The 21628-nt window shown below is 63.1% G+C and carries 20 protein-coding genes and 4 tRNA genes; 14 read left to right on the top strand and 10 right to left on the bottom strand.

Features of this window, described 5'->3' with window-relative positions; genetic code table 11:
- Positions 1 to 65 precede the first annotated feature (65 nt).
- The 5 genes from prfA (at position 66) to BMW28_RS04990 (ending at position 4044) form a co-directional block, all read left to right on the top strand.
- Entirely contained in the window at positions 66 to 1169 is a 1104-nt protein-coding gene (gene prfA / locus BMW28_RS05010) for a peptide chain release factor 1 (RefSeq protein ID WP_091814584.1), read from the top strand.
- Positions 1162 to 2028: a peptide chain release factor N(5)-glutamine methyltransferase gene (prmC, locus tag BMW28_RS05005; protein ID WP_091814580.1), complete on the top strand. Its 867-nt coding sequence runs from the start codon at positions 1162 to 1164 to the stop codon at positions 2026 to 2028. Before prfA ends, prmC begins: the two co-directional genes overlap by 8 nt.
- A gap of 159 nt (positions 2029 to 2187) precedes the next feature.
- Positions 2188 to 2505 carry a Grx4 family monothiol glutaredoxin gene (gene grxD / locus BMW28_RS05000; RefSeq protein ID WP_091814578.1) on the top strand — a complete coding sequence of 106 codons (318 nt, stop codon included), beginning with the start codon at positions 2188 to 2190 and terminating at the stop codon, positions 2503 to 2505.
- Between the two features lie 106 nt (positions 2506 to 2611).
- The gene (locus BMW28_RS04995) at positions 2612 to 3910 is read left to right on the top strand and encodes a polyamine export protein PaeA (RefSeq protein ID WP_091814576.1); all 1299 of its coding nucleotides are present in this window, start codon (positions 2612 to 2614) and stop codon (positions 3908 to 3910) included.
- 57 nt (positions 3911 to 3967) lie between these two features.
- Positions 3968 to 4044, top strand: a tRNA-Ile gene (locus BMW28_RS04990).
- Between the two features lie 147 nt (positions 4045 to 4191).
- Here the strand turns inward: BMW28_RS04990 and BMW28_RS04985 are convergent.
- From BMW28_RS04985 to BMW28_RS04955, 7 genes are all read right to left on the bottom strand, one after another.
- A complete protein-coding gene (locus BMW28_RS04985; protein WP_091814573.1) occupies positions 4192 to 5601 on the bottom strand; it encodes a DUF2130 domain-containing protein in 1410 nt (469 codons plus the stop codon).
- 107 nt (positions 5602 to 5708) lie between these two features.
- Positions 5709 to 6719, bottom strand: coding sequence for a hypothetical protein (locus tag BMW28_RS04980; protein WP_091814570.1), 1011 nt, complete (start codon positions 6717 to 6719; stop codon positions 5709 to 5711).
- A 155-nt stretch (positions 6720 to 6874) separates the two neighbouring features.
- Entirely contained in the window at positions 6875 to 7201 is a 327-nt protein-coding gene (locus BMW28_RS04975) for a thiosulfate oxidation carrier complex protein SoxZ (protein ID WP_091814567.1), read from the bottom strand.
- Between the two features lie 13 nt (positions 7202 to 7214).
- A complete protein-coding gene (locus BMW28_RS04970; protein ID WP_091814564.1) occupies positions 7215 to 7712 on the bottom strand; it encodes a thiosulfate oxidation carrier protein SoxY in 498 nt (165 codons plus the stop codon).
- On the bottom strand, positions 7696 to 9030 hold the full coding sequence (locus tag BMW28_RS04965; RefSeq protein WP_091815529.1) for an FAD-dependent oxidoreductase: 1335 nt from the start codon (positions 9028 to 9030) through the stop codon (positions 7696 to 7698). Before BMW28_RS04965 ends, BMW28_RS04970 begins: the two co-directional genes overlap by 17 nt.
- A 162-nt stretch (positions 9031 to 9192) precedes the next feature.
- A complete protein-coding gene (locus BMW28_RS04960) occupies positions 9193 to 10488 on the bottom strand; it encodes an NAD(P)/FAD-dependent oxidoreductase (protein WP_091814561.1) in 1296 nt (431 codons plus the stop codon).
- The gene (locus BMW28_RS04955) at positions 10485 to 10820 is read right to left on the bottom strand and encodes a c-type cytochrome (RefSeq protein ID WP_234969979.1); all 336 of its coding nucleotides are present in this window, start codon (positions 10818 to 10820) and stop codon (positions 10485 to 10487) included. Before BMW28_RS04955 ends, BMW28_RS04960 begins: the two co-directional genes overlap by 4 nt.
- 245 nt (positions 10821 to 11065) lie before the next feature.
- Between BMW28_RS04955 and BMW28_RS04950 the strand changes: the two genes are divergently transcribed.
- Both BMW28_RS04950 and BMW28_RS04945 read left to right on the top strand, forming a co-directional pair.
- Positions 11066 to 11143, top strand: a tRNA-Arg gene (locus BMW28_RS04950).
- 41 nt (positions 11144 to 11184) lie between these two features.
- Positions 11185 to 11262: transfer RNA gene (locus BMW28_RS04945), tRNA-Arg, on the top strand.
- 112 nt (positions 11263 to 11374) lie between these two features.
- Here BMW28_RS04945 and hrcA read toward each other — a convergent pair.
- Positions 11375 to 12388, bottom strand: coding sequence for a heat-inducible transcriptional repressor HrcA (hrcA, locus tag BMW28_RS04940; protein WP_091814559.1), 1014 nt, complete (start codon positions 12386 to 12388; stop codon positions 11375 to 11377).
- A gap of 30 nt (positions 12389 to 12418) precedes the next feature.
- Here hrcA and BMW28_RS04935 point away from each other — a divergent pair, with 30 nt between their 5' ends.
- Genes BMW28_RS04935 through rapZ form a run of 3 tightly spaced genes read left to right on the top strand, consistent with a single transcriptional unit; the run spans position 12419 to position 15935 of the window.
- A complete protein-coding gene (locus BMW28_RS04935; RefSeq protein WP_091814557.1) occupies positions 12419 to 13330 on the top strand; it encodes an NAD kinase in 912 nt (303 codons plus the stop codon).
- 2 nt (positions 13331 to 13332) lie between these two features.
- On the top strand, positions 13333 to 15009 hold the full coding sequence (gene recN / locus BMW28_RS04930; RefSeq protein WP_091814554.1) for a DNA repair protein RecN: 1677 nt from the start codon (positions 13333 to 13335) through the stop codon (positions 15007 to 15009).
- A 23-nt stretch (positions 15010 to 15032) separates the two neighbouring features.
- Entirely contained in the window at positions 15033 to 15935 is a 903-nt protein-coding gene (rapZ, locus tag BMW28_RS04925; protein WP_091814552.1) for an RNase adapter RapZ, read from the top strand.
- A 49-nt stretch (positions 15936 to 15984) separates the two neighbouring features.
- On the opposite strand, the gene mutY is transcribed toward rapZ, so the two are convergent.
- Both mutY and mutM read right to left on the bottom strand, forming a co-directional pair.
- Complete coding sequence (mutY, locus tag BMW28_RS04920; protein ID WP_234970038.1) at positions 15985 to 17049, bottom strand: A/G-specific adenine glycosylase; 1065 nt, start codon at positions 17047 to 17049, stop codon at positions 15985 to 15987.
- A gap of 78 nt (positions 17050 to 17127) precedes the next feature.
- On the bottom strand, positions 17128 to 17967 hold the full coding sequence (gene mutM, locus BMW28_RS04915; protein ID WP_091814547.1) for a bifunctional DNA-formamidopyrimidine glycosylase/DNA-(apurinic or apyrimidinic site) lyase: 840 nt from the start codon (positions 17965 to 17967) through the stop codon (positions 17128 to 17130).
- A 156-nt stretch (positions 17968 to 18123) separates the two neighbouring features.
- Between mutM and BMW28_RS04910 the strand changes: the two genes are divergently transcribed.
- The 4 genes from BMW28_RS04910 to BMW28_RS04895 all read left to right on the top strand — a co-directional run bounded on the left by BMW28_RS04910 (position 18124) and on the right by BMW28_RS04895 (position 21573).
- Positions 18124 to 20010, top strand: a complete 1887-nt coding sequence (locus BMW28_RS04910; protein WP_091814544.1) for a tetratricopeptide repeat protein — start codon at positions 18124 to 18126, stop codon at positions 20008 to 20010.
- Positions 20011 to 20049: 39 nt separating this feature from the next.
- Entirely contained in the window at positions 20050 to 20574 is a 525-nt protein-coding gene (locus BMW28_RS04905) for a lipoprotein insertase outer membrane protein LolB (protein ID WP_091814540.1), read from the top strand.
- Positions 20575 to 20583: 9 nt separating this feature from the next.
- Positions 20584 to 21453 (top strand): 4-(cytidine 5'-diphospho)-2-C-methyl-D-erythritol kinase, encoded by an 870-nt coding sequence (gene ispE, locus BMW28_RS04900; protein WP_091814538.1) that lies wholly within the window; start codon positions 20584 to 20586, stop codon positions 21451 to 21453.
- Positions 21454 to 21496: 43 nt separating this feature from the next.
- Positions 21497 to 21573 (top strand) — tRNA-Gln (locus BMW28_RS04895).
- The last annotated feature ends 55 nt before the right edge of the window (positions 21574 to 21628 follow it).

Raw genomic sequence — 21628 nt, 5'->3', positions numbered from 1 at the left:
CCTGCGGGCTTACCCCTTCGCCGCTGCCTCGGTCTTCCGTCTTTCCCCTTTCCGCCCTGCTCCGCATGAAACCCTTTCTCCGCACCCAGCTCGCCCGCTACGCCGAACGCCTGCACGAGCTGGATTTCCTGCTCAGCCGCGAAGACATCATGCAGGACATGCAGCAGTTCCTGGCGCTGTCGCGCGAGCATAACGAGATTGGCCAGATTGCCGGCCGCTTCACGCGCTACCGCCAGATAGAAGCCGACGTGGCCACCGCCCGCGACATGCTGGACGACCCGGACATGGCGGAAATGGCAGAAGAAGAAATCAGCAACGGCGAAGCCGAACTGGTGAAGCTGGAGGACGAACTGCAGCGCCTGCTGCTGCCCAAGGACCCCGATGAAGGCCGCCCGGCCTTCGTGGAAATCCGTGCCGGCACCGGCGGCGATGAATCTGCCCTGTTTGCCGGCGACCTGGCGCGCATGTACACGCGCTATGCCGAGCGCCAGGGCTGGACAGTGCAGGTAATCAGCGAATCGCCGAGCGAGATCGGCGGCTACAAGGAAATCGTGCTGCGCATGGAAGGCGCCAACAGCACGGACACCAACACGGGCGTGTATGGCACGCTGATGTTCGAATCTGGCGGCCACCGTGTGCAGCGTGTGCCAGCCACCGAGACGCAGGGACGCATCCATACCAGCGCCTGCACCGTGGCCGTGATGCCGGAGCCCGATCCGGCGCAAGCCATCACGCTCAACCCGGCCGATTTGCGCATCGACACCTTCCGCGCCAGCGGTGCCGGCGGCCAGCATATCAACAAGACCGACTCCGCCGTGCGTGTGGTGCACCTGCCTACCGGCATCGTGGCCGAATGCCAGGACGGCCGCAGCCAGCACAGCAACAAGGCCAAGGCGCTGCAGGTGCTGCAGGCGCGTATCCAGGACAAGGAGCGCAGCGAACGCGCCGCCAAGGAAGCGGCCATGCGCAAGGGTCTGGTCGGCAGTGGCGACCGCAGCGACCGCATCCGCACCTACAACTTCCCGCAGGGGCGGCTGACGGATCACCGCATCAACCTCACCCTGTACAAGCTCACTTTCGTGATGGATGGCGACCTGTCGGAAGTGCTGCAGGCCCTGCGCCATGCGCGTGAGGCAGAGCAACTGGCCGAGCTGGAAGTCAATGACTGAGTCGCCCTGCCCCTCCACGGATACCCCCGTCACACTGGCACAAGCCCTGCGTGAGGGACAGGCAGCGGGACTGGAGCGCCTGGATGCCCAATTGCTGCTGCTGCATGCCGTGGGGCAGGATGCTCGCGACCGCTCCTGGTTGCTGATCCATGACGGTGACCTACTCACCACGGAACAACACGCACTATGGCAGCAACTGATGCGGCGACGCCTGGCAGGCGAACCCGTGGCCTACCTGCGTGGGTTTCACGCCTTCTACGGACTGCAACTCGCTGTGGACGCCCGCGTGCTCGATCCACGCCCCGATACGGAAACCCTGGTGGACTGGGCACTGGAGTTGCTGCCCACTTTTGCAGACCAGCCCTGCATTGCGGATCTCGGTACCGGCAGCGGCGCCATCGCCTGCGCCATTGCAGCCAACGCCCCGTACGCACGCGTCCATGCCTGCGACGCCAGCGACGATGCGCTGGCCGTGGCGCGGTCCAATGCCGAACGCCTGCAGCTTCCGGTGCAGTTCGCACACGGCTCTTGGCTGCAGGCCTTCGGCCCGCAAGCGCCCCGCTTCGACCTGATCGTCAGCAACCCGCCCTATATTCCCGACGATGACCCGCATCTGGCCGCGCTGCGGCATGAGCCACTGTCTGCCCTGGCCAGCGGCGCGGACGGGCTGGACGATATCCGCGCCATCATCGCGCAGGCGCCCTTCTACCTGAAACCCGGCGGCTGGCTGCTGCTTGAACACGGCCATGATCAGTCGGTAGCCGTGCAGGCATTGCTGTGCGAGCAGGGGTTCACGCAGGTGCAGTCGCGGAACGATCTGGCCGGCATTGCGCGCTGTACCGGCGGCCAATGGACTTGATCCAGAACAGGCAATCACCCGCTGTAGCCCCGAAACCAGCAAGGTCTGCCCCTCACCCACACGGCGCAGGCAGCAATATCACTGATAATTGACCGACTCGGGCGGAGCTATGCATGGCTGCGCCCTTCTCAGACATCTGATTTTCGTAGCGAGCACACCATGAACGAAACCCAACAACGCATCGACACCCTGGTCAAAGGCAGCCCCATCGTGCTGTTCATGAAGGGTAACGCCAGCTTCCCCATGTGCGGCTTTTCCGGCCGTGCCATCCAGATCATCAAGGCCTGCGGCGTGGATCCCAAGGATGTGCAGACCGTGAACGTGCTGGAAGATGACGAAATCCGCCAGGGTATCAAGGACTACAGCAATTGGCCGACCATTCCCCAGCTCTATGTCAAGGGCGAATTCATCGGCGGCTCCGACATCATGATGGAGATGTACGAAAGCGGCGAACTGCAACAGTTGCTCCAGGCCTGAGATGCCTGAGCCGGGCCGCCCGTGTCCGGCTTCGTGGTAACCGCAGGGAGTGCGATGGCGCCAGCGCATCGCCGCGGTTACCGGTGTTCGACCCAACTGGATCTTTATGAGCTTTACCCAGAGTCTTGTCATCCTGCTGGCCCTGATCGCGGCCTCCTCCTTCTTTTCCATGGCGGAAATTGCGCTGGCTGCATCGCGCCGCGTACGCTTGCGGCAAATGGCCGATGACGGAGACCCCCGCGCAGACACTGTCTTGCATGTGCAGGAGCAACCTGGGTATTACTTCACCGCCGTCCAGATCGGGCAGAATGCCGTCGCCATCCTCGGCGGTATCGTGGGCGAAGGCAGTCTCACCCCCTATATCGCAGATGCGCTGTACTGGATCGACAATCCCGTGGTGCTACGCCACCTGAGCGCGGCCCTCTCCTTCATCGCGATCATCTCGGCCTTCATCCTGCTGTCCGACCTGCTGCCCAAGCGCATCGGCATGAGCCAGCCGGAAAAATTTGCGGTGCGCCTGATCCGCCCCATGCAGGCCTGCGTGGCACTGCTCAAGCCCATTGTCTGGTTCTACAGCCGCATCACGGACCTGGTGCTGCGCGTCTCGGGCATGCCGGCACAGCGCGATGACCGCGTCACGCCCGATGACATCCTCTCGCTGGCCGAAGCGGGTGCGCAATCGGGCCTGCTGGCACGCAACGAGCAGCGCGTGATCGAGAACGTGTTCGAGCTGGACAGCATCACCGTGGCCAGCGCCATGAGCACGCGCGACCGCATTGCCTGGTTCAACATCGACGACTCGGACACGATCATCCGCGCCCGCATCACCGAACAGCCCTACTCCACCTACCCCGTGGTGCAGGACGATCTGGACCATGTGATCGGCTACGTGGACGCCAAGGACCTGTTCCAGCGCGCCCTCAAGAATGAGCCCATCAACCTGCGCGATCCGGCGCTGCTGCACAAGGTGCTGGTGGTGCCCGCCCAAGTGACGCTGGCCGAGGTGCTCGACCAGTTCCGCCAGGTGCACGAGGATTTTGCCGTAGTGGTAAACGAGTACAGCATGGTGGTCGGCGTGGTGACGCTGAACGATGTGATGAGCACCGTGATGGGCGATCTGGTGGCCATGGACGAAGAGGAAATGATCGTCCGCCGCGACGACAACTCCTGGCTGATCGACGGCATCACGCCCATCGGCGATGTGGAGCGTGCCCTGGGCATCGACACCCTGCCGGACGAAGACAGCTACGAGACGCTGGCCGGCTTCCTGATGGTGATGCTGCGTCGTATCCCCAAGCGGACGGATACTGTCACGGTGGGCAACTTCACCTTCGAGGTGATGGACGTGGACAGCTACCGCATCGACCAAGTGATGGTGACGCGCAAGACACCAGCGGTTGAGTGACGCGGGCGTAGCGCTCGGTTTACAATGGCGGGCTACGCGCTGCAATGGCGCGGCTGGGGGGCGTTAGCTCAGTTGGTTAGAGCAGGGGACTCATAATCCCTTGGTCGGGGGTTCAAGTCCCTCACGCCCTACCAAATAAAATCAATGGGTTAGAGCAATTTCGTAGACCCCTTTTTCTTCTACGCAGCGATTTCCTAACCCTGTGTAGCCGGGATGTAAGTTAGGGGCACGATTTTCGCACCCTGACGCGCAAGGACTGGAGAACAGCCCACTGCCCCAAGTCATTCTGCCCCAACCGCCCCCTGCCCCCTCGCCTCATCAAACTTCGCCTTCATCGTAGGATTCCCCCGCGTCAGCCGCTTGATGGTCAAATCCTCCGCCTTGTCATTGGCCAGCCGCAGGTTGTTGGCCGACTTGTACAGCGCTTCCTTGGTTTTCTCAAGATCCTTGATCGCCTCGTCAATGCGCCTGACAGCCTCGGCAAACCCTTCCGAAGCGAGGCGCCAGTTGCGCCCGAACGCCGTCTTGAAATCCTCCAGCTGCGTCTCGAACCGGGTAATGTCAAGATTCTGCGCCTTGACCAAGGCCAGCTCCGACTTGTAAGCCAGCGACTTCATCGCCGCATTGCGCAGCAGCGTGATGATCGGAATGAAGAACTGCGGCCGCACCACATACATCTTGGGGTAGCGGTGGAAGACATCGACAATGCCGGAGTTGTAGAGTTCGCTTTCAGGCTCCAGCAGCGACACCAGAACGGCATACTCGCAGCCCTTTTCCGTGCGATCACGGTCGAGCTCCTTCAGGAAATCCTCGTTCTTCTTCTTTGTCGCCGTCGTATCGTTCTCGTTCTTCATTTCGAACATGATCGAAACGACCTCCGTCCCGTCTTCCGACGTGTCGCGGAAGATGTAGTCTCCTTTGCTGCCACTCCGCGCATCGTTGTCCTTCTCGAAATACGCGTACGGAAACGCCGTGGCGCGGATGCGGTTGAACTCGGTTTCGCAGTGCTGCTCCAGTGTTTCCCCCACCATCTTGGTGGACAGCTTCGCCTTCATGTCGCGCAGCCGCTCGATCATGTCGTCCCGGTCCTTGATCTGCGTTTCGTAGCGCTCCTTCATCGACTTTTCGGCCAGATCCTTCTCCAGCTTCGCACGATCCAGCCCGCTCTTCAGGTCATCACGTTCCTTCTCGACAACGTTGACCGCCTCGGCCACCGCAAGGCGCTGTGCGATATTGCTGGCATCGAGCCTGGCTTTCAGCTCCTGGATTTCGGCCTCCTTCTTTGAAGCCGCCTTTTGCAGTTCGTGCAGCAACGTCGCTTCAGCCAGCCTGGCTGATGCCTGCTGTTCCTGCCGGGCCTGCTCCAGTTCGTTGGCCAGCGCATCACGCTGCTTTTCGATGGCGCTCAGCGCTTCGTTGATGGCGAGCTTGCGCGCAACCTCGTCCGTCTCCAGCCTGGCCTTTAGCCCCTGAATCTCGGCATCCCTGGCGGCAGCTGCCTTCTGCAACTCGCTGGCTGCCTTTGCCTTGGCCAGCTCGACGGCATTGCGCTTGTCCTGCTCGGCCAGCTCCAGCCGCTCGTGCAGCTGCTTTTCGAAGTCGCTGTCACGCACCTGTTTCAGGATATCGGCGTACCCCGCCTCGTCGATCTTGAACGCCTTGTGGCAGTGCGGGCAGATGATGTCATGCATGTCTTGTTTTTCCTTGTTGTATGAATTTCTGGCAGCGCGTCTCTGCCATTGCTCGGCATTGCGCCCAACTCCCTGAGGCGGCGGTCTTGCCCGGCAGCCCCTGCCGGTTACGCCAGTTCGCGCACCAGCGCTTGCGTCTCGGCCGAAGGCGCCCCATAAGACACGATCCGGATGTCCAGATCAACCGCACCCACACGCTGCACCGCTCGCCGGATGGCCGTGTGGATCCAATCAGGCGCATTGCCGAACACGCCACCGCCCAGCAGCGTGAGCAGCACAATGCTTGAAGCACCCCGACGGGCGTTGAGCACTCCCTGCAACAACGTCGCCTCGTAGGCTGCATCCAGGATCAGCTGTGCAAATGCAGCCCAATGCTTCCTGGGCACGTTTCCATAGGCTACGGGCAACGCCGAACAGAACGCCTGCGAGACCAGCGGCCCCGGCAGCGCGCCGATCGTTACTTCCACATCGGTGTGAATGCCAATCCGCAGCAGGGCCCCGAGGGCATTAGTCCCCTCCGGCCCCACTTCGGCCAGATACGCCGCGATCAGATCCAGCCCTGCACGCGTGCAGAGCACATAGCCGTTGCGCCACTCCCAGAGGTCCGCCACCGGCCGTCCAAGCACCCGGCTCAACTCCATGCCTACACCAGCAAGCCCGTCCAGCTGCCGTTGCGCCGTCTGGCCAAGCTGATCGCCGACGGGAACAAAATAGTTGCGGAAGATGGTGGCCGCGCCTGCCGCAATGGCACAGGAAGGCCCCTGGGTATGGTCATGCTCGTAGCGGGTAACGCCCTCCTCCGGCGTCACGCCGGGAGCCACCATCTCCAGCGCATTGAACTGGCTGGCCACCTGAAACAGCGCACCTGCATAGGCCGGATCGAGATGCATCTCCCGCACGTTGCCCTGCACGATGCTCACCCGTGGCCGCCCCGCCATGCCCGCACCAGCCGCTACCCGCGCCCGCAAGTCGGCCAGCGAGGCCATTTCAAAGGTGCCGATGCCCCAGGACGCACCGTTCACGCTGGAACACAGCGCCTCTCCCCGCACTTCCAGCCCGGCACGGGTTGCTTCGTAGGTGGTTTCCTTGAAACCGGTGAGTCGGGTGAACCAGTTCATTGCTGCTCCTTGATGGGTATTTTTCTACCACGTTTTAGAGCCAAGTCTCTCACCCACTCACAGGCAAACACAAACAGCCAGAGACTTACCGGGTTGCCAACAGCACCAGCGCGCTCCCAAAGCGCATCAATGGCTGCCTTCGAAAGCCCTGATCCTCATCCCACCTTCAATTCCCGCGCAGCCGTCTGCGTCTTGCCCGCATCATCCGTCCACACCATGTTCAGCGTGCCCGACTTGCGGGCCACGAACAGGAACTCGATGTAGGGATCCTGGGCCACGGAAATTTCCGGGCTCCATAGGAACAGACGCTGTCCGGCCAGCGTGGCCTCGAAGCGGTTGGTGATGTTGCGCAGAATCGTCTTGCCGCCGTCGTCGGTACGCAATCCGGTTTCCATGCGGTGGTCCACCTGGGCGCGCACGCGCACGCGCTCGCCTGCCTTGGGCGTGGCACTGCTGATCCAGATACGTGGGGGTCTCAACATGTCTGGCTCTCCTTTACAGTCCGCAGCTGCCGGGCGCCACTTCGATGAACTGGCGTGCCGTCAGCACCTTGCCGTCGCTCATGCGCGCCAGGGCACGGATGTTCTGCGAGGCGATCAGGCGCAGGCGGATGGCGGCTTCGGCCGTGCCCATGTAGGGCGTGAAATGGAAGGTACTGGCCAGCGGCTGCGGATTGCTTTCGGCAATCACGATCAGCTCCTCGCAATAGCTCCGCTCGCTGATGGGCAGCGTCACGCTGACCTTGACCGGCACCGATGCCGGGTTGTCCCCCAGCACCGGCAGATCCAGCTTCAGGCCTTCGGATTGCAGCTTGGCTCCTTTGGCAAAGTCTTCCACCAGCTTGGTCACGGCCGGGCTGACCGGCGCATCGGCCGCAACCGTTTGCGCCATCAGCGCTGGCGACAGCATGGAAAGCCCTGCCCCCCATGCCGCACGCTCGATCAGTTTGCGGCGGCCAGGGTTGGCCTCCCGGACGTCAGAACAGGAAATCATCGAACCGTCCCTTGATCCACGCGAAGTCCTCTTTCACCATGTCATTGGTGCGCACATCCAGATCGATCTGGGTCTGGTGCACATGGCCGCTGGCAGCATCTACCGCATAGTCGAACTTGACCGCGATTTCTTCCTGCGGATCGCCATTCACCATCATGTAGCACAGGTTGTCGGGCAGTCGTGCCACCACTTCCTTGCCGGCCACGCGCTCGGAGATGTTGCGCGCCACGATCTTGCCGATGGCATTGGCCACGTGGGCGCTCTTCGGGTAGTAGCCAAACTGCGGCGAAATCGCGCCCATCACGTCACCCACGAAGTACACGCGGTCATCACTGCGCGCAGTGAAGTAGCGCGGGTCCATGTCGGCCCAGCCGGTCGGCTTGCCGTCTGCGCCCTTGCCGATCAGGCCGGCGTGCCACACCATGTCGGCAGCCTGGTGCGGAGGCATCAGGATGGCATCGTCGAAATCGTATTCGCCCGCGGCAGTGACAATGCGCTTCTTGTACGGATCCAGGCTCTTGACGCCGGCATTCGGCACGTGCGTGATGATCTCGGGATACAGCTCCTCGAAGGCCTGGCGGTAACCTTCGCCGATCGGGCCGATCTTGGGCTTGGGGTCCAGAATCAGGATCTTGCCGGGAATCTTGTTCTTCTTCATGTGCCAGGCCATCAGGCAGGCGCGCTCGTACGGCGATGGCGGGCAGCGGTGCGGCGGCGGCGGCAGCGTCATGACCATGGTGCCACCCTTGAAGTTCTTCAGCTTGGCCTTCACCGTGTGCATCTTGGCGTTGGGAATGTAGGCGCTGTTGAAATGCTTGCTGGTATAGGCCACCGCCTCGCGGTCTTCGCCAAACCAGGCCTCGAAGTCGTCACGGATGCCACCCGACAGGATCAGGTAGTCATAGTCCACCACGCCGTGCGCGGTACGCACCTGACGCTTGGCACGATCGAAGCCGTTCACTTCGGTCTGGATCAGGCGATAACCGTACTTGTTGGCGGCATGCGTCATGTCGTGGTGCACAAAGTCGGTATTGACGATGTCCACCAGCCACTTGTTGCTCATCGGGCCGGACCAGAAGGTCGGGTTGCGCTCCAGCAGCACCACATCGGCATTCGGCACGTACTGGCGCACGTAGCGCGCAGCCGTCATCCCGCCCCAACCGCCGCCGCAGATCACGACGCGAGGTTTCTTGCTCGCCGGGGGCAACAGCCGGGATTCGCTGTTCAGGACGGCCGGCGCAGCCAGACCGGTCAGGGGAAGGCTGGCAGCGCCCAGCGCCATGGCTGGCGGAGCCGCCAGAAAAGTTCTGCGTTTCACCATGAGGGTGTCTCCTGTCTACGCCGATATAGGCTTGCGGGCCGGCACACACCGATAGCCGGCCGCCTGAACAGATCAGCGGGTTTACATCAAAGGGGCGCCATGCACCCCTGGGGGATGGGGTATGAAAAAACCCCGGTACCGCCCACTCCGGAATGCTTTTCAGGCACCCCAGATATCGGCAGTGATGGCAGCATACCATCCTTCCCCATAGCGGGCTTCCGCCTGGCGGAAGCGCTGATCGCCATCCAGCGGGCTGACGCCACCAGAACCGGGCACCTCGATCACCTTGCCGTTCTCTGCACGGTAAACACCAGCCACCGAAATGCCGTAACCGGGACCGATCAGGCTGTAGCAGGTATTGGCATAGGATGCCGCCGGCAAGTCCTGGCCACGCACCTGGGCTGCGATGGCTGCCGCCACCACCTTGCCCTGCGTGTTGGCCGCAAAGCCGGATTTGGGCATGGGCGCGGCGATGGTGGCATCCCCCACCACGAACACATCCTGCACCTGGGCCGACTCGAAGGTATCGCCCTTGATCGGCACCCAGCCACTGCCATTGCTCACCCCGGCGCGCTCGGCAATGAAACCGGCCTTCTGCGGCGGAATCACGTTCAGCACATCGGCCCTGTGAATCTGGCCAAAGGCAGTTTCGACCTCGCGCTTGCGCGCATCCACGCGCACCACTTCGCCATCGTCCGACTGCCCGATCCATTCGATCATTTCGCCATACAGTGCCTTCCAGCCCTGCATGAACAGCGCCTGCTTGGAGAAGGCAGTCTTGGCGTCCAGCAGCAGGATCTTGGATTTCGGCTTGTGCTGCTTGAAATAGTGCGCCACCATGGCCGCGCGCTCGTAGGGGCCGGGCGGGCAACGGAACGGGTTTTCCGGAATCGTCATGACGAAGGTGCCGCCGTCCTTCATGGCTTCCAGCTGGCGCTTGAGCAACTGGGTCTGCGGGCCGGCCTTCCAGGCATGGGGGGCCAGCTCGGCAGCCGCCTCGTCATAGCCATTCAGCTTGTTCCACTGCATGTCCACGCCGGGTGACAGCACCAGCTTGTCCCACTTCAGGGTGCTGCCGTTGGAGAGCCGCACAGTCCTGGCGGCGGCATCGACGCCCTCCGCGCTGGCATGCACCACCTCGATGCCCAACTTGCGCAGGCCGTCAAAGCCGTGACCGATACTCTCCCAGCTGCGCAGGCCCGCCAGGTACAGATTCGAGAACGGGCAGGTGTAAAAACGCTGCGCCGGCTCCACCAGCGTGATCTTCACCTCAGGCAGGTAGCGGCGCAGATAGCGCGCTGCCGTGGCACCGCCAAAACCCCCTCCTACCACCACCACGTGGGCCGATGCCTGGCGCGCGTGCACCAGTGCCGGTGCGCCCAGCAGCAGACCGCCAGCGGCCATGCCTCCCATCAGCTTGCGGCGGGAAATTCCGGATTCCAGCTGCCTGCTCATCGCTTCACCTCCGAGAACCAGGTGGCCAGGGCCTGCAGCTCCTGATCGTCATAACCCTTCATCAGGCGCGTCATGACCGTGGCACGCGGATCGGTGCCGGCCTTGAAATCCTGCAGACGCTGTAGCAACCAGTTTTTGGGCTGGCCGGCAATGCTGGGGATGAAGCTGGGCGAACGGCCATCTGTGCCATGGCAGTTGGCACAGGTAGCTGCCGCCACCGCCACGGATGACAACGGCGCTGCTTGCTGCGCCATGGCCACAGGAGCCAGGGTCAGGCCCAGCAGCAAGGTTGCGATACGGGTGCCTGCACTGCCGTAGCGCGCAGGCTGCAAGGGCGATGTTGCACGCCCGGGGGGAGATGAATGCAGATCCAACTGGACACCTCATGACTGGTAACTACGATGGCCGCCGAATCAAAGACGGCAGCCTTTCTGATGGGTGCAAGCCGTACGGCTCGCGCCGAAATCATAACTGCTTCGCATGAGGAAGCTCGCTCTTCCAACCGCTCGTTCTATGCGTAGTTTTTTTAAAAATTCTTGTCACCACCGCAAGAATTACGCTATACTTCAATGCTTCAGCGGCTGTAGCTCAGTTGGATTAGAGTACTTGGCTACGAACCAAGGGGTCGTGGGTTCGAATCCTGCCAGCCGCACCAACATTACAAAACGCCTTTCGAGGCGTTTTGTTCTCCTTTCTGCGGCTGTAGCTCAGTTGGATTAGAGTACTTGGCTACGAACCAAGGGGTCGTGGGTTCGAATCCTGCCAGCCGCACCAGAAAGTTCAGAGACGCCTTGCAGCAATGCAAGGCGTTTTTGTTTTGCCTGTCCGGAACACAGCCGCCCTCCCCTTAGCAAGGCAAGCCAGTCAACTCGCAGCGGCACGTTCCTCAGCGCTGGCTCAGCGCATTGCTCACCAGCCGCGACGTGATGTCCACAATCTCCACCATGCGCTGATACGGCATGCGCACCGGCCCGATCACGCCCAGCGTGCCCACCACCGTGCCGTCCACGCTGTAGGGGGCACTCACCACCGAGAGCTCCTCCACCGGCACCACCTGGCTCTCGCCGCCGATGTAGATATGCACCCCCGCTGCCTGGCTGGATTCATCCAGCAAGCGCATCAGCGTGGTCTTCTGCTCAAACAGATCAAAGGCGCGGCGCAATTGCGACATGTCGGTCGAGAAGTCGCTCACGGACAGCAGGTTGCGCTCTCCGGCAATCACCACATCCTGCTCATGCTCGTGCATGGCCTCGGTGCTGGCCGCAATGGCCGCCTGCATCAGCGCGGCGATTTCGCTGCGCAACGATTCCACCTCGTCCTTCAGGCGCACGCTCACCTGCTCCAGTGCAAGCCCGCTGTAATGTGCGTTCAGATAATTGGCGGCTTCCACCAGCTGGCTCTGGTCGAAGTCGGTTTCGGTGAAAAGCACACGGTTCTGCACATCGCCTTCCGGCGAGACGATGATTACCAGCACCCGTTTTTCCGACAGGCGCAGGAACTCGATATGCCGAAAGACCGACCCGCGCCGCGGACTCATCACCACGCCCACAAACTGCGACAGGCTCGACAGCATGTTGGCGGCATTGGCGATCACCTTCTGCGGTTGCTCGGGCGGCAGGGCCAGCGTGGGCATGGACACCGACAGGTGCGCCGGATCGGCGGTGAGCATGGTGTCCACGAAAAGCCGGTAGCCGCGCGCTGTGGGAATGCGTCCTGCCGAGGTGTGCGGACTGGCAATCAGGCCCAGATTTTCCAGGTCCGCCATCACGTTGCGGATGGTGGCCGGCGACAGTTCCAGCCCCGCCGTTTGCGAGAGCGTTCGGGAACCCACGGGCTGGCCGTCCGCGATGTAGCGGTCGACCAGGGTCTTGAGCAGCAACTTGGCACGATCGTCGAGCATGGCGTCACATTTTAATGATCTAATGTAAGTATGAAGCCCCAATTTCACCATGTCGGACTGATTGGAAAATTCCTGCAAAGCAATAACCTGCAGCAGGCTTCTCATTCCGAAGGCACTCCTCCCGAAATCATGCTGGCCGTGGCCGAATGCCTGGAGCGCAACGGCTGCCAGGTCGCTATGGAATTCCGCGCGGCCGAAATGACCGGCCTCAACTCCCGCTACCCCTCGCTGGAGATGGTCGAGATTGGCGAACAGTGTGATCTGGCCGTGGTGGTCGGGGGTGACGGCACCATGCTGGGTGCTGCCCGCACCCTGGCGCCGGCCAAGGTGCCGCTGATCGGCATCAACCAGGGCCGGCTGGGCTTCATTACCGACATTCCCCTGGGCCGCATCTGCGAGGCGTTGCCGCCCATGCTGCGCGGCGCCTACATCGAAGACCACCGCAGCATGATGCTGGGCCAGGTCAAGCGCGGCGAAAGCACCGTGTTCGAGGCGCTGGCCTTCAACGATATCGTCATCAACCGCGGCAGCACGGCCGGCATGGTCGAGCTGCGCATCGAGGTGGACGGGCATTTCGTGTCCAACCAGCGCGCCGACGGCCTGATCGTGTCCACTTCCACCGGCTCGACGGCCTACTCGCTGTCTGCCGGCGGCCCGCTGCTGCACCCGTCCGTAGCCGGCTGGGTGATGGTGCCGATCGCGCCTCACACCCTGTCCAACCGCCCCATCGTGCTCAACGATTCGAGCGAAATCACCATCGAGGTGGTCTCGGGCCGCAAGGCGAGCGCCAACTTCGACACGCAGTCGCTGTCCTCGCTGCAGCCTGGCGACCGCATCGTGGTGCGCCGCTCCGAGCATGAGGCGCTGTTCCTGCATCCGCAAGGCTGGAACTACTTCGACACCCTGCGCGAAAAGCTGCACTGGAACAGCGGGAGCAACTGACCATGGCGCTACGGCGTATCGCCCTGCAGGATTTCGTGATCGTGCAGGCGCTGGATCTGGATGTTCACAACGGCTTCACGGTGCTCACCGGCGAGACAGGCGCAGGCAAATCCATTCTGGTGGATGCGCTGCAACTGGTCATGGGCGCACGCGCCGATGCCGGCTTTGTGCGCGAGGGTTGCAGCCGCACAGACATCACCGCCCACTTCGACATCACCCCGGCGCTGGCACCGCTGCTGGATGAATATGGCATCGAAGCAGACGCCGAAGAAGGCCTGCTGCTGCGCCGCCTGATCGACAGCCAGGGCAAGAGCCGCGGCTGGATCAATGGCACACCGGCCACGGCCACCCAGTTGCGCGCACTCGGCAGCCTGCTGGTGGACATCCACGGCCAGCATGCCTGGCAAAGCCTGATACAGCCCGCCAGCACGCGCGCCCTGCTCGACGGCTATGGCCGCATCGACACCGCTCCCATCCGCACGCTGTGGCAGCAATGGCAAGCCGCGCGCGAGAAGCTGGAACAGGCCACGCAAGGCCAGGAGCAGCGCCAGCAGGAACGCGAGCGCCTGCAATGGCAGGTAGCCGAAGTCGACAAGCTCTCTCCGCAGGCAGACGAGTGGCCAGAACTCAATAGCGAACACCAGCGCCTGGCCCATGCGCAGCAATTGCTGGATGCCGCCGGCACCGCGCTACAGGCGCTGGAAGGCGAGCAGCACGGCCTGCTCGATACGCTCCACACCGCCGTCCACGCGCTGCAGGAACAGGAACATATCGAACCCGCGTTTGCCGAATGGATTGCCCTGCTCGCCAGCAGCCAGACGCAACTGGAAGAAGCCCAGCGCGGCCTGCACTCCTACCTCAACCGCACCGAGCTGGATCCGGATCGCCTGGCGCAACTGGACCAGCGCCTGTCCGGCTGGATTTCGCTGGCACGGCGCTTCCGCGTGCAGCCCGAGGAGCTGACGGCTACCTGGAACAGCTGGCAGCAGCAGCTGCAGGAACTGGATGCGGCCGAAGATCTGGAAGCCTTGCAGCAGGCCGAACAGTCTGCGCGCAGCACCTACCAGGACGAAGCCACGCGCCTCACGCAACTGCGCCAGAAGGCTGCTTTGCAGCTTGGCCAGTCCATCACGGAGGCCATGCAGCAACTCGGCATGCAAGGCGGGCGCTTCGTCGTCGATGTCGCCCCTGCTCCGCAACCGGCAAGCCATGGCGCGGACACCATCGATTTCCTCGTTGCAGGCCACGCCGGCAGCACGCCCCGCCCCATCGCCAAGGTGGCCTCGGGCGGCGAACTGTCCCGCATTGCCCTGGCCATTGCCGTCACCACCAGTCAACTGGGGACAGCGCCCACGCTGATCTTCGATGAAGTGGATGCCGGCGTCGGCGGCAAGGTCGCCCACACCGTGGGCCAGCTCATGCAGCAGCTCGGACTGGACCGCCAGGTGCTGGCCGTAACCCATCTGCCGCAGGTGGCCGCTTGTGCCGACCACCACCTGCGCGTCTTCAAGACCGCCAGCGGGGCCCAGACAGCCACCGTCAGCAGCGCCGAAATGCTGGCCGAAGCCGAGCGCCTGCACGAAATCGCCCGCATGCTTGGCGGCGATGCCGAATCCGCCACCACTCTGGCCCACGCTGGCGAAATGCTGCAACAGGCCAGAGCGCGCACTCCCGCGTAACTCCCGCAGTCCCAGGAAACGCCATGACCGAAACCTCCGCCCTCGTCGCTCCCGAACCGCAGACCAATATCCATCTGGTCATCATCAGCGGCATGTCCGGCTCGGGCAAGTCGGTGGCGCTGCACGCACTGGAAGATGCCGGCTACTACTGCGTGGACAACCTGCCTCCGGAGCTGCTGCTGCCCTTCATCGAGGTGGAAAAGACCCATGACAGCGACAAGATCGCCATTGCCATGGATGTGCGCAGCGCCAACTCCCTCCCGCTGATTCCGGTCCAGATCAATGCCCTGCGTCACGGTGGCGTGCATGTGACGCCGCTGTTTCTTGACGCCAGCGACGAGACCCTGGTGCGCCGCTTCTCCGAGACCCGCCGCAAGCACCCGCTCACCAAGGTCAGTACGCACGATCAGGTGCACGACCTGCGCGACGCCATCGCCCAGGAACGCCAACTGCTGGCGGCCTACCGCGAAATGGCCGAGGTCATCGACACCACCATGTCGCGCCCGGCCCAGCTGCGCACCCAGATCAAGCAACTGCTGGCCGTGCAGCACAGCCAGCTGACGCTGGTGTTCGAATCGTTTGCCTTCAAGCGCGGTGTGCCCACCGATGCCGACTATGTCTTCGATGTGCGCATGCTGCCCAATCCCCATTACGAGCCGGGCATGCGCGAGCTGACGGGGCGCGATGCCCTGGTGATCGATTTTCTGCAGCAGCAACCGGCCGTGACGCTGATGCGCCAGCACATCCGCGACTTTCTCAACCACTGGCTGCCCGAACTCTCCAACGACCACCGCAGTTACGTCACCGTGGCAGTGGGCTGCACCGGCGGACAGCACCGTTCGGTGTTCCTGGTCGAGCAGCTGTACAAGGACTTCAAGGACGATTGGGTCTGCATCAAGCGGCACCGCGAGATGGAATCGGCGTGAGTATTCACCTGCCCGCCTGAGGCCGGTGCATAAAGCACTGCAGGCCGCGTCAGTCCCAGAGTTCCCGCGTTGCTGGCTGTCCGGAAGTCCCCTGTGCGTCCAGCCATTTCCGTACCGGAGCGGGCAAACCCATACGGCGGGAGTCCTCCGTCCAGCCGCCTTCCAGCACCTCCTGCCTGTCGTCGTTGCCGAATGCCATCAAGGCCTCATCGGCGAGATCGAATACCACCGGATGCAGATACAGATCCTTGTGGGTCAGCACATGCTTGAACATCGGCTGATGCTGCAACCGGCCTGCATGATGCGGGATCGCGGCGCGCAATGCCTCTTCGCTTGAGAACAATGGCAGGCAATGCAGACCGGCCCAGATTCCCTGTTGCGGCCGACGTTGCAGCCAGAGGCCTTCACGGGAGCGCAATACCAGCATCCACCAGTTCTCCGCCGTCCGCTTGAGCTTGCTGCTGCGGACCGGATACGCCAGCGGCGTGCCCTGTTGTTCGGCCACGCACACGCCCCGCATCGGGCATGCCGTACAGGCCGGCTGGCGCGGCGTGCAGACAGTCGCGCCCAGATCCATCAGGCCCTGCGTGTAGGCGGCCATGGCCTCGGGCGTCGCATCCTCGGGAATCAGGCTGTTTGCCATCTGCCACAGCGTACGAACGTGTCGCACCCCGGACAGATCCTCGCCGAATCCGAGCACACGGCTGAGCACCCGCTGCACGTTGGCATCCAGAATCGAGCTACGTTCACCGAAACAGAACGCCGCAATCGCCGCCGCCGTGGACGGACCGATTCCGGGCAAGGTGGCCAGCTCGGTACTGCTGCGTGGGAACTCGCCCCCATGGACACTGCACACCTGCTGGGCACAGCGCAACAGGTTGCGCGCACGACTGTAATACCCCAGGCCGGCCCACAAGGCCAACACCTCATCCTGATGCGCCTGCGCCAGCGCCCGCACATCCGGAAATGCCTCCAGAAAACGCGCGTAATAGCCCAGCACCGTCACCACCTGCGTCTGCTGCAGCATCACTTCCGACAGCCAGACCCGGTAAGGATCCCGTGTCTGCTGCCAAGGCAAATCGTGGCGGCCATGGCCGCGCTGCCATTGCACCAGACGGCCAAAAAATACCGTGCGGATCCCATCGGAAACCTGTGCCGGACCCGGATCCGCACTACCTTGCGTACGGGCCATTCACGCTTCCTTGAACCGGGAAGCCGGCATTTTCTGGCAGCGTGGGCATACGTAGGTGGATCGTTGCCCCTGCCGTAACATGCGGATCGGCGTACCACATTCGCGGCAGGGCTGACCGGCGCGGTCATACACCATGGCCTGCAGCTGGAAATAACCGTTGCGCCCCTCCGCACTGGAAAAATCGCGCAAGGTGCTGCCGCCCTCGTCAATCGCCCACTGGATGATGTGGCGTATCGCCGCCCACAGGCGCTCGACCTGCGGCCGGGTCAGCGCACGCGCCGGAGTCGTCGGATCGATACGGGCTCGGAACAGCGCCTCGGACGCATAGATATTGCCCACACCCACCACCACATCCCCCGCCAGCAGCACCTGCTTGATCGGGGCGCTGCGCGTTTTCAGGCCGGCAGCAAAATACGGCAGGTCAAACGCATCTCCCAGCGGCTCTGCGCCCAGGTGCGCGAGCAGCTTCTGTGCACGCGGATCGGTTTCGCCCTGCATATACATGACCGCACCGAAGCGGCGCGGATCATTCAGGCGCAACAGGCCCAGGCTGGTGTCCATCTCGAAATGGTCGTGCACGCCAGGAGGGGGCAGCATGGCATCGAAACGCAGGCTGCCCGACATGCCCAGATGCACCATCAGCAGCCCGCTGTTCATGTCGAGCAGCAGGTACTTGCCACGCCGCCGCACGTCCTGCACTTCCTGGCCCAGCAGCACCTCGGGCTCGGCGCCCAGCGGCCAGCGCAGCGGCTTGCCCAGATGCACGCCGGCAACGCGTGCGCCGCGGATACGGTCGACAAAGCTGCGGCGGGTAACTTCGACTTCTGGCAATTCAGGCAAGAAAACTCCTTGGCACACACGTTCGCGGTTGCAACTGCATACGGACGCATCCCCTCCCAAGGAAGCCTTGCGCCCAAGTTCCTTTATTATCCATGGGGACAGTCGCCCGTCTCTCCCGCAGGGGAAAGCGGCAGAGCTTACTTTCAGGACACCACCTTGCGCCTCTCGCCTTTTGCCCTCAGCCTGGCCCTTGGCCTGGCAACGCTTTCCAGCCAGCCGGTTGCAGCTGCTCCGGCGCGGCCGGCCGCCCTGTCGCCCGAAAGCAGCAGCACGAAAATCGATGCTTCCCGCAGGATCAGCGAAGAGGCGGCCCTGGACACCATCATCCTCAACTCCACCGCGCTGTACGATGCGCTGGTGGGCGAGCTGTATTACCAGCGCCGGGAGCCGGGCAAGTCCTATGCCTACCTGATGGAAGCGGCGCGTCGCAGTGGCGATGTACGCCTTTATGCCCGCGCGGCCGAAGTGGCCATCCAGGCCCGCTCGCCCGATGCCGCCCTGCGTGCCGTGCAGGCCTGGCAAAAGCTCAAGCCTTCCGATTCGGAGGCCAGCAACTACCACCTGCAGATCCTGCTGCTGCTCGGCCGCATCGACCAGACCTCCGAGCCGCTGTCCCAGGCGCTGGCCAATGCCACGCCCGAACGCCGCCTCAAGCTGATCCACGCCACCCCCGTGCTGTACGGGGAAATCCACAACCAGGAGCTCGCCCTGCGCGCCGTTGAACCCGTGCTGCGCAAATGGGCCAACCAGCCCGACACCGCATTTGTCACCAACATCAGCCTCGCGCGCATGCAGCTGTTGGCGCGCCAATACGCCCAGGTCATGGAATCGCTCGAACGCGCCCGTGCGGCATCGGTTCCGTCGGAGCGGCTGGGCACTGTGCTGCCCAACCACGAGCTGCCCGCCCTCGTCGCCCTCGACCTGATGCGCCTGGCCCGTACCGGCTCGCCCTATGTCGCCAGCCATGCAGAAGACTTCGTGCGCCAGGCGGTACGTCAGCCAAACGCCTCGCAGGAGCTGCGCATCAGCTACGCCAAGGTGCTGATCGAATCGCGCCGTTACGACGACAGCCTGACACAGTTGCACGACCTGCTGCGCACCCATCCCGACTACGCCATGGGCTGGCTGCTGCAGGGCGGCGTGCAGTTGCAGAACAAGCAATACAAGGCGGCAGAAACTTCGCTGCAGCGCTACCTGAAGCTTCGCACCACCGAAGACAGCGTGACACCCCAGGGCGAGGCCCCTTCCCTGCTGGGAATGGTGTCTGCCGGCAGCGATGTGCAAGCCTATCTGATGCTGGCCGAGATCGCAGACCAGCGCAACGACGCCACGGCAGCAGCCAACTGGCTCAAGCGCATCCAGTCGCCCACGGCACGCAATGCTGCCATCCTGCAGCGCGCCGAGTCGCTCAACAACCAGGGCAAAGCGGAACAGGCGCTGCAACTGGTCAATGCGCTGCCGGGCGATAGCGTCAAGGAGCGATCGCTCAAGGCGCTGGTGCAGGGCCAGATCCTGGAAACGGCCGGCAAACTGGCCCCGGCCGCAAAAACGCTGAGCACCGCTCTTGCCGAAGACGCCGACAACGCCGAACTGCTCTATGCCCGCGGCATGATCCGCGAGCGCCTGGGAGAGAAAGCCGGAGCCGAAGCCGACCTGCGCAAGGTCATCGCCCTGAATCCGGACACCCCCGCTGCCTACAACGCCCTGGGCTACTCGCTGGTCGAACGCGGCGAACGCCTGGAAGAAGCCCGCAAGCTCATTGCGCGCGCGCTGGAACTCATGCCCAACAGCGGAGCCGTGCAGGACAGCATGGGCTGGGCCGAATACAAGCTGGGCCGCCACAAGGAAGCACGCCGCTGGCTGGAAATGGCCTTCGACAACGAACCCAATGCCGAAATCGCCGCCCATCTGGGCGAAGTGCTCTGGAAACTGGGCGAGCAGGACAAGGCCCGCAGCATCTGGCAAGAAGGCCTGAAGCTGGACGCCAAGGACAAGGTCCTGCTGCGCACCATGCAGGAGTTCGGCGTAAAACCTGCGCCCTGACACTGTAGCCTGCGCCCCCCGACAACTACTGCCTCATTCATGAACACATCCCAAGGTCTCAACCGTCGCCAGGCCGCCAGCCTGCTCTCCCTGTCCCTGATCGGTGCCACGCTGGCCGGCTGTGCCACCCCGCCGCGTCCTGTCGAGCCGGATGTTGCCGCTTCCACCTGGAGTGGCCGCCTGTCCCTTACGGTGGATCAGGAACCGCCGCAATCCTTCTTTGCAGGCTTTTTGCTCAAGGGCACGCCGCGCCAGGGCACGCTCGACCTGTACAGCCCGCTCGGCAGCACCATTGCGCAAGTGCGCTGGTCACCGGGCGAGGCCATTGCGCAGCAAGGCAAGATGGCACGCGAATACCCGTCGCTGGATGACCTGATCGTGGACCTGACCGGGGCCAACGTACCGGTCACCGCCCTGTTCGACTGGCTCGCCGGCCGCAGCACCAGTGTTTCCGGCTGGCAACCCGACCTGAGCCGCCAGCCCGAAGGCCGCATCAGCGCACGCCGTCTGCAACCCCTGCCCACGGCACGCCTGCAGGTGGTGCTGGACCAGAACCCCGCCTGATATCCTTTCATGGCCGATACCGCGTTCCACAATCTCCCCGCCCCCGCCAAGCTCAACCTGTTCCTGCATGTGGTGGGACGCCAGGACAATGGCTATCACCTGCTGCAGTCCGTCTTCATGCTGATCGACTGGCAGGATTCGCTCGATTTCACCCTGCGTACCGATGGTGCCATCACGCGCAGCGAAGACAGCGACGTGCCGCTACCGCCCGAAGACCTGTGCGTGCGTGCCGCGCGCAAGCTGCAGCAGGCCACGGGCTGCACACTGGGCGCCCACATCCACCTGCGCAAGCAGATACCGGCCGAAGCCGGCATGGGCGGTGGCTCGTCCGATGCCGCCACCTGCCTGATGGCGCTCAACCGCCTGTGGAACCTGCAGCTGTCGCAGGAACAGCTGGCTGCCATCGGACTGGAACTGGGTGCCGACGTGCCCTTCTTCCTGTTCGGCCGCAACGCCTGGGCCGAAGGCATTGGCGAGCAGCTGCAGGCAGTCGAATTGCCTTCCGCACAGTGGGTGGTCGTCAAGCCGGACCAGGGCGTTCCCACCGGCCCGATTTTTTCTTCACCCGAGCTGAAACGCGACACAAAACCTGCTACACTCTCGGCTTTCGTTGCAGACGCTGACCCGTTTCACTATGGACACAACGACCTGCAACCGGTCGCCGAAAGGCTTTGCCCACCGATCACCCAGGCCATTCAATGGCTCGATCAGCAAGGACTCCAGGCACGCATGACCGGTTCAGGCAGTGCGGTGTTTGCACAATTGCCCGCAGGTTTTCCTGATGCCGACAAATTGCAACAGTCGGCCCCAGAAAAAAACTGGAAAATCAGAATCTGCAGCAATTTGGGCCTCCATCCTCTGCTACAATGGAGAGCTTAACGAAACGCACAAACGCTGGTTGCTTGCAGCAGTTGGCGTGTGTAGGGGAGTAGCCAAGTCGGTTAAGGCACCGGATTTTGATTCCGGCATGCGAGGGTTCGAATCCTTCCTCCCCTGCCAAACTCATTGTTCTCACCACCCAGAATAAAATCGGCCATCATCGTGTTTCCACTGT

The sequence above is a fragment of the Allobrachymonas denitrificans DSM 15123 genome (assembly GCF_900110225.1).
GTDB lineage: Bacteria > Pseudomonadota > Gammaproteobacteria > Burkholderiales > Burkholderiaceae_C > Brachymonas > Brachymonas denitrificans.
Note: the sequence above shows the minus strand (reverse complement) of the source record. Positions and strands in the feature narration are given on the sequence as shown.

Excerpts from the sequence above, each read along its gene's own strand:
- BMW28_RS04905 (WP_091814540.1), top strand. The coding sequence starts at position 20,050 with ATGAACACATCCCAAGGTCTCAACCGTCGCCAGGCCGCCAGCCTGCTC.
- grxD (WP_091814578.1), top strand. The coding sequence starts at position 2,188 with ATGAACGAAACCCAACAACGCATCGACACCCTGGTCAAAGGCAGCCCC.
- BMW28_RS04995 (WP_091814576.1), top strand. The coding sequence starts at position 2,612 with ATGAGCTTTACCCAGAGTCTTGTCATCCTGCTGGCCCTGATCGCGGCC.
- recN (WP_091814554.1), top strand. The coding sequence starts at position 13,333 with ATGGCGCTACGGCGTATCGCCCTGCAGGATTTCGTGATCGTGCAGGCG.
- BMW28_RS04970 (WP_091814564.1), bottom strand. The coding sequence starts at position 7,712 with ATGATTTCCTGTTCTGACGTCCGGGAGGCCAACCCTGGCCGCCGCAAA.
- prfA (WP_091814584.1), top strand. The coding sequence starts at position 66 with ATGAAACCCTTTCTCCGCACCCAGCTCGCCCGCTACGCCGAACGCCTG.
- prmC (WP_091814580.1), top strand. The coding sequence starts at position 1,162 with ATGACTGAGTCGCCCTGCCCCTCCACGGATACCCCCGTCACACTGGCA.
- ispE (WP_091814538.1), top strand. The coding sequence starts at position 20,584 with ATGGCCGATACCGCGTTCCACAATCTCCCCGCCCCCGCCAAGCTCAAC.
- BMW28_RS04980 (WP_091814570.1), bottom strand. The coding sequence starts at position 6,719 with ATGAACTGGTTCACCCGACTCACCGGTTTCAAGGAAACCACCTACGAA.
- BMW28_RS04985 (WP_091814573.1), bottom strand. The coding sequence starts at position 5,601 with ATGCATGACATCATCTGCCCGCACTGCCACAAGGCGTTCAAGATCGAC.
- rapZ (WP_091814552.1), top strand. The coding sequence starts at position 15,033 with ATGACCGAAACCTCCGCCCTCGTCGCTCCCGAACCGCAGACCAATATC.
- BMW28_RS04935 (WP_091814557.1), top strand. The coding sequence starts at position 12,419 with ATGAAGCCCCAATTTCACCATGTCGGACTGATTGGAAAATTCCTGCAA.
- hrcA (WP_091814559.1), bottom strand. The coding sequence starts at position 12,388 with ATGCTCGACGATCGTGCCAAGTTGCTGCTCAAGACCCTGGTCGACCGC.
- BMW28_RS04975 (WP_091814567.1), bottom strand. The coding sequence starts at position 7,201 with ATGTTGAGACCCCCACGTATCTGGATCAGCAGTGCCACGCCCAAGGCA.
- BMW28_RS04960 (WP_091814561.1), bottom strand. The coding sequence starts at position 10,488 with ATGAGCAGGCAGCTGGAATCCGGAATTTCCCGCCGCAAGCTGATGGGA.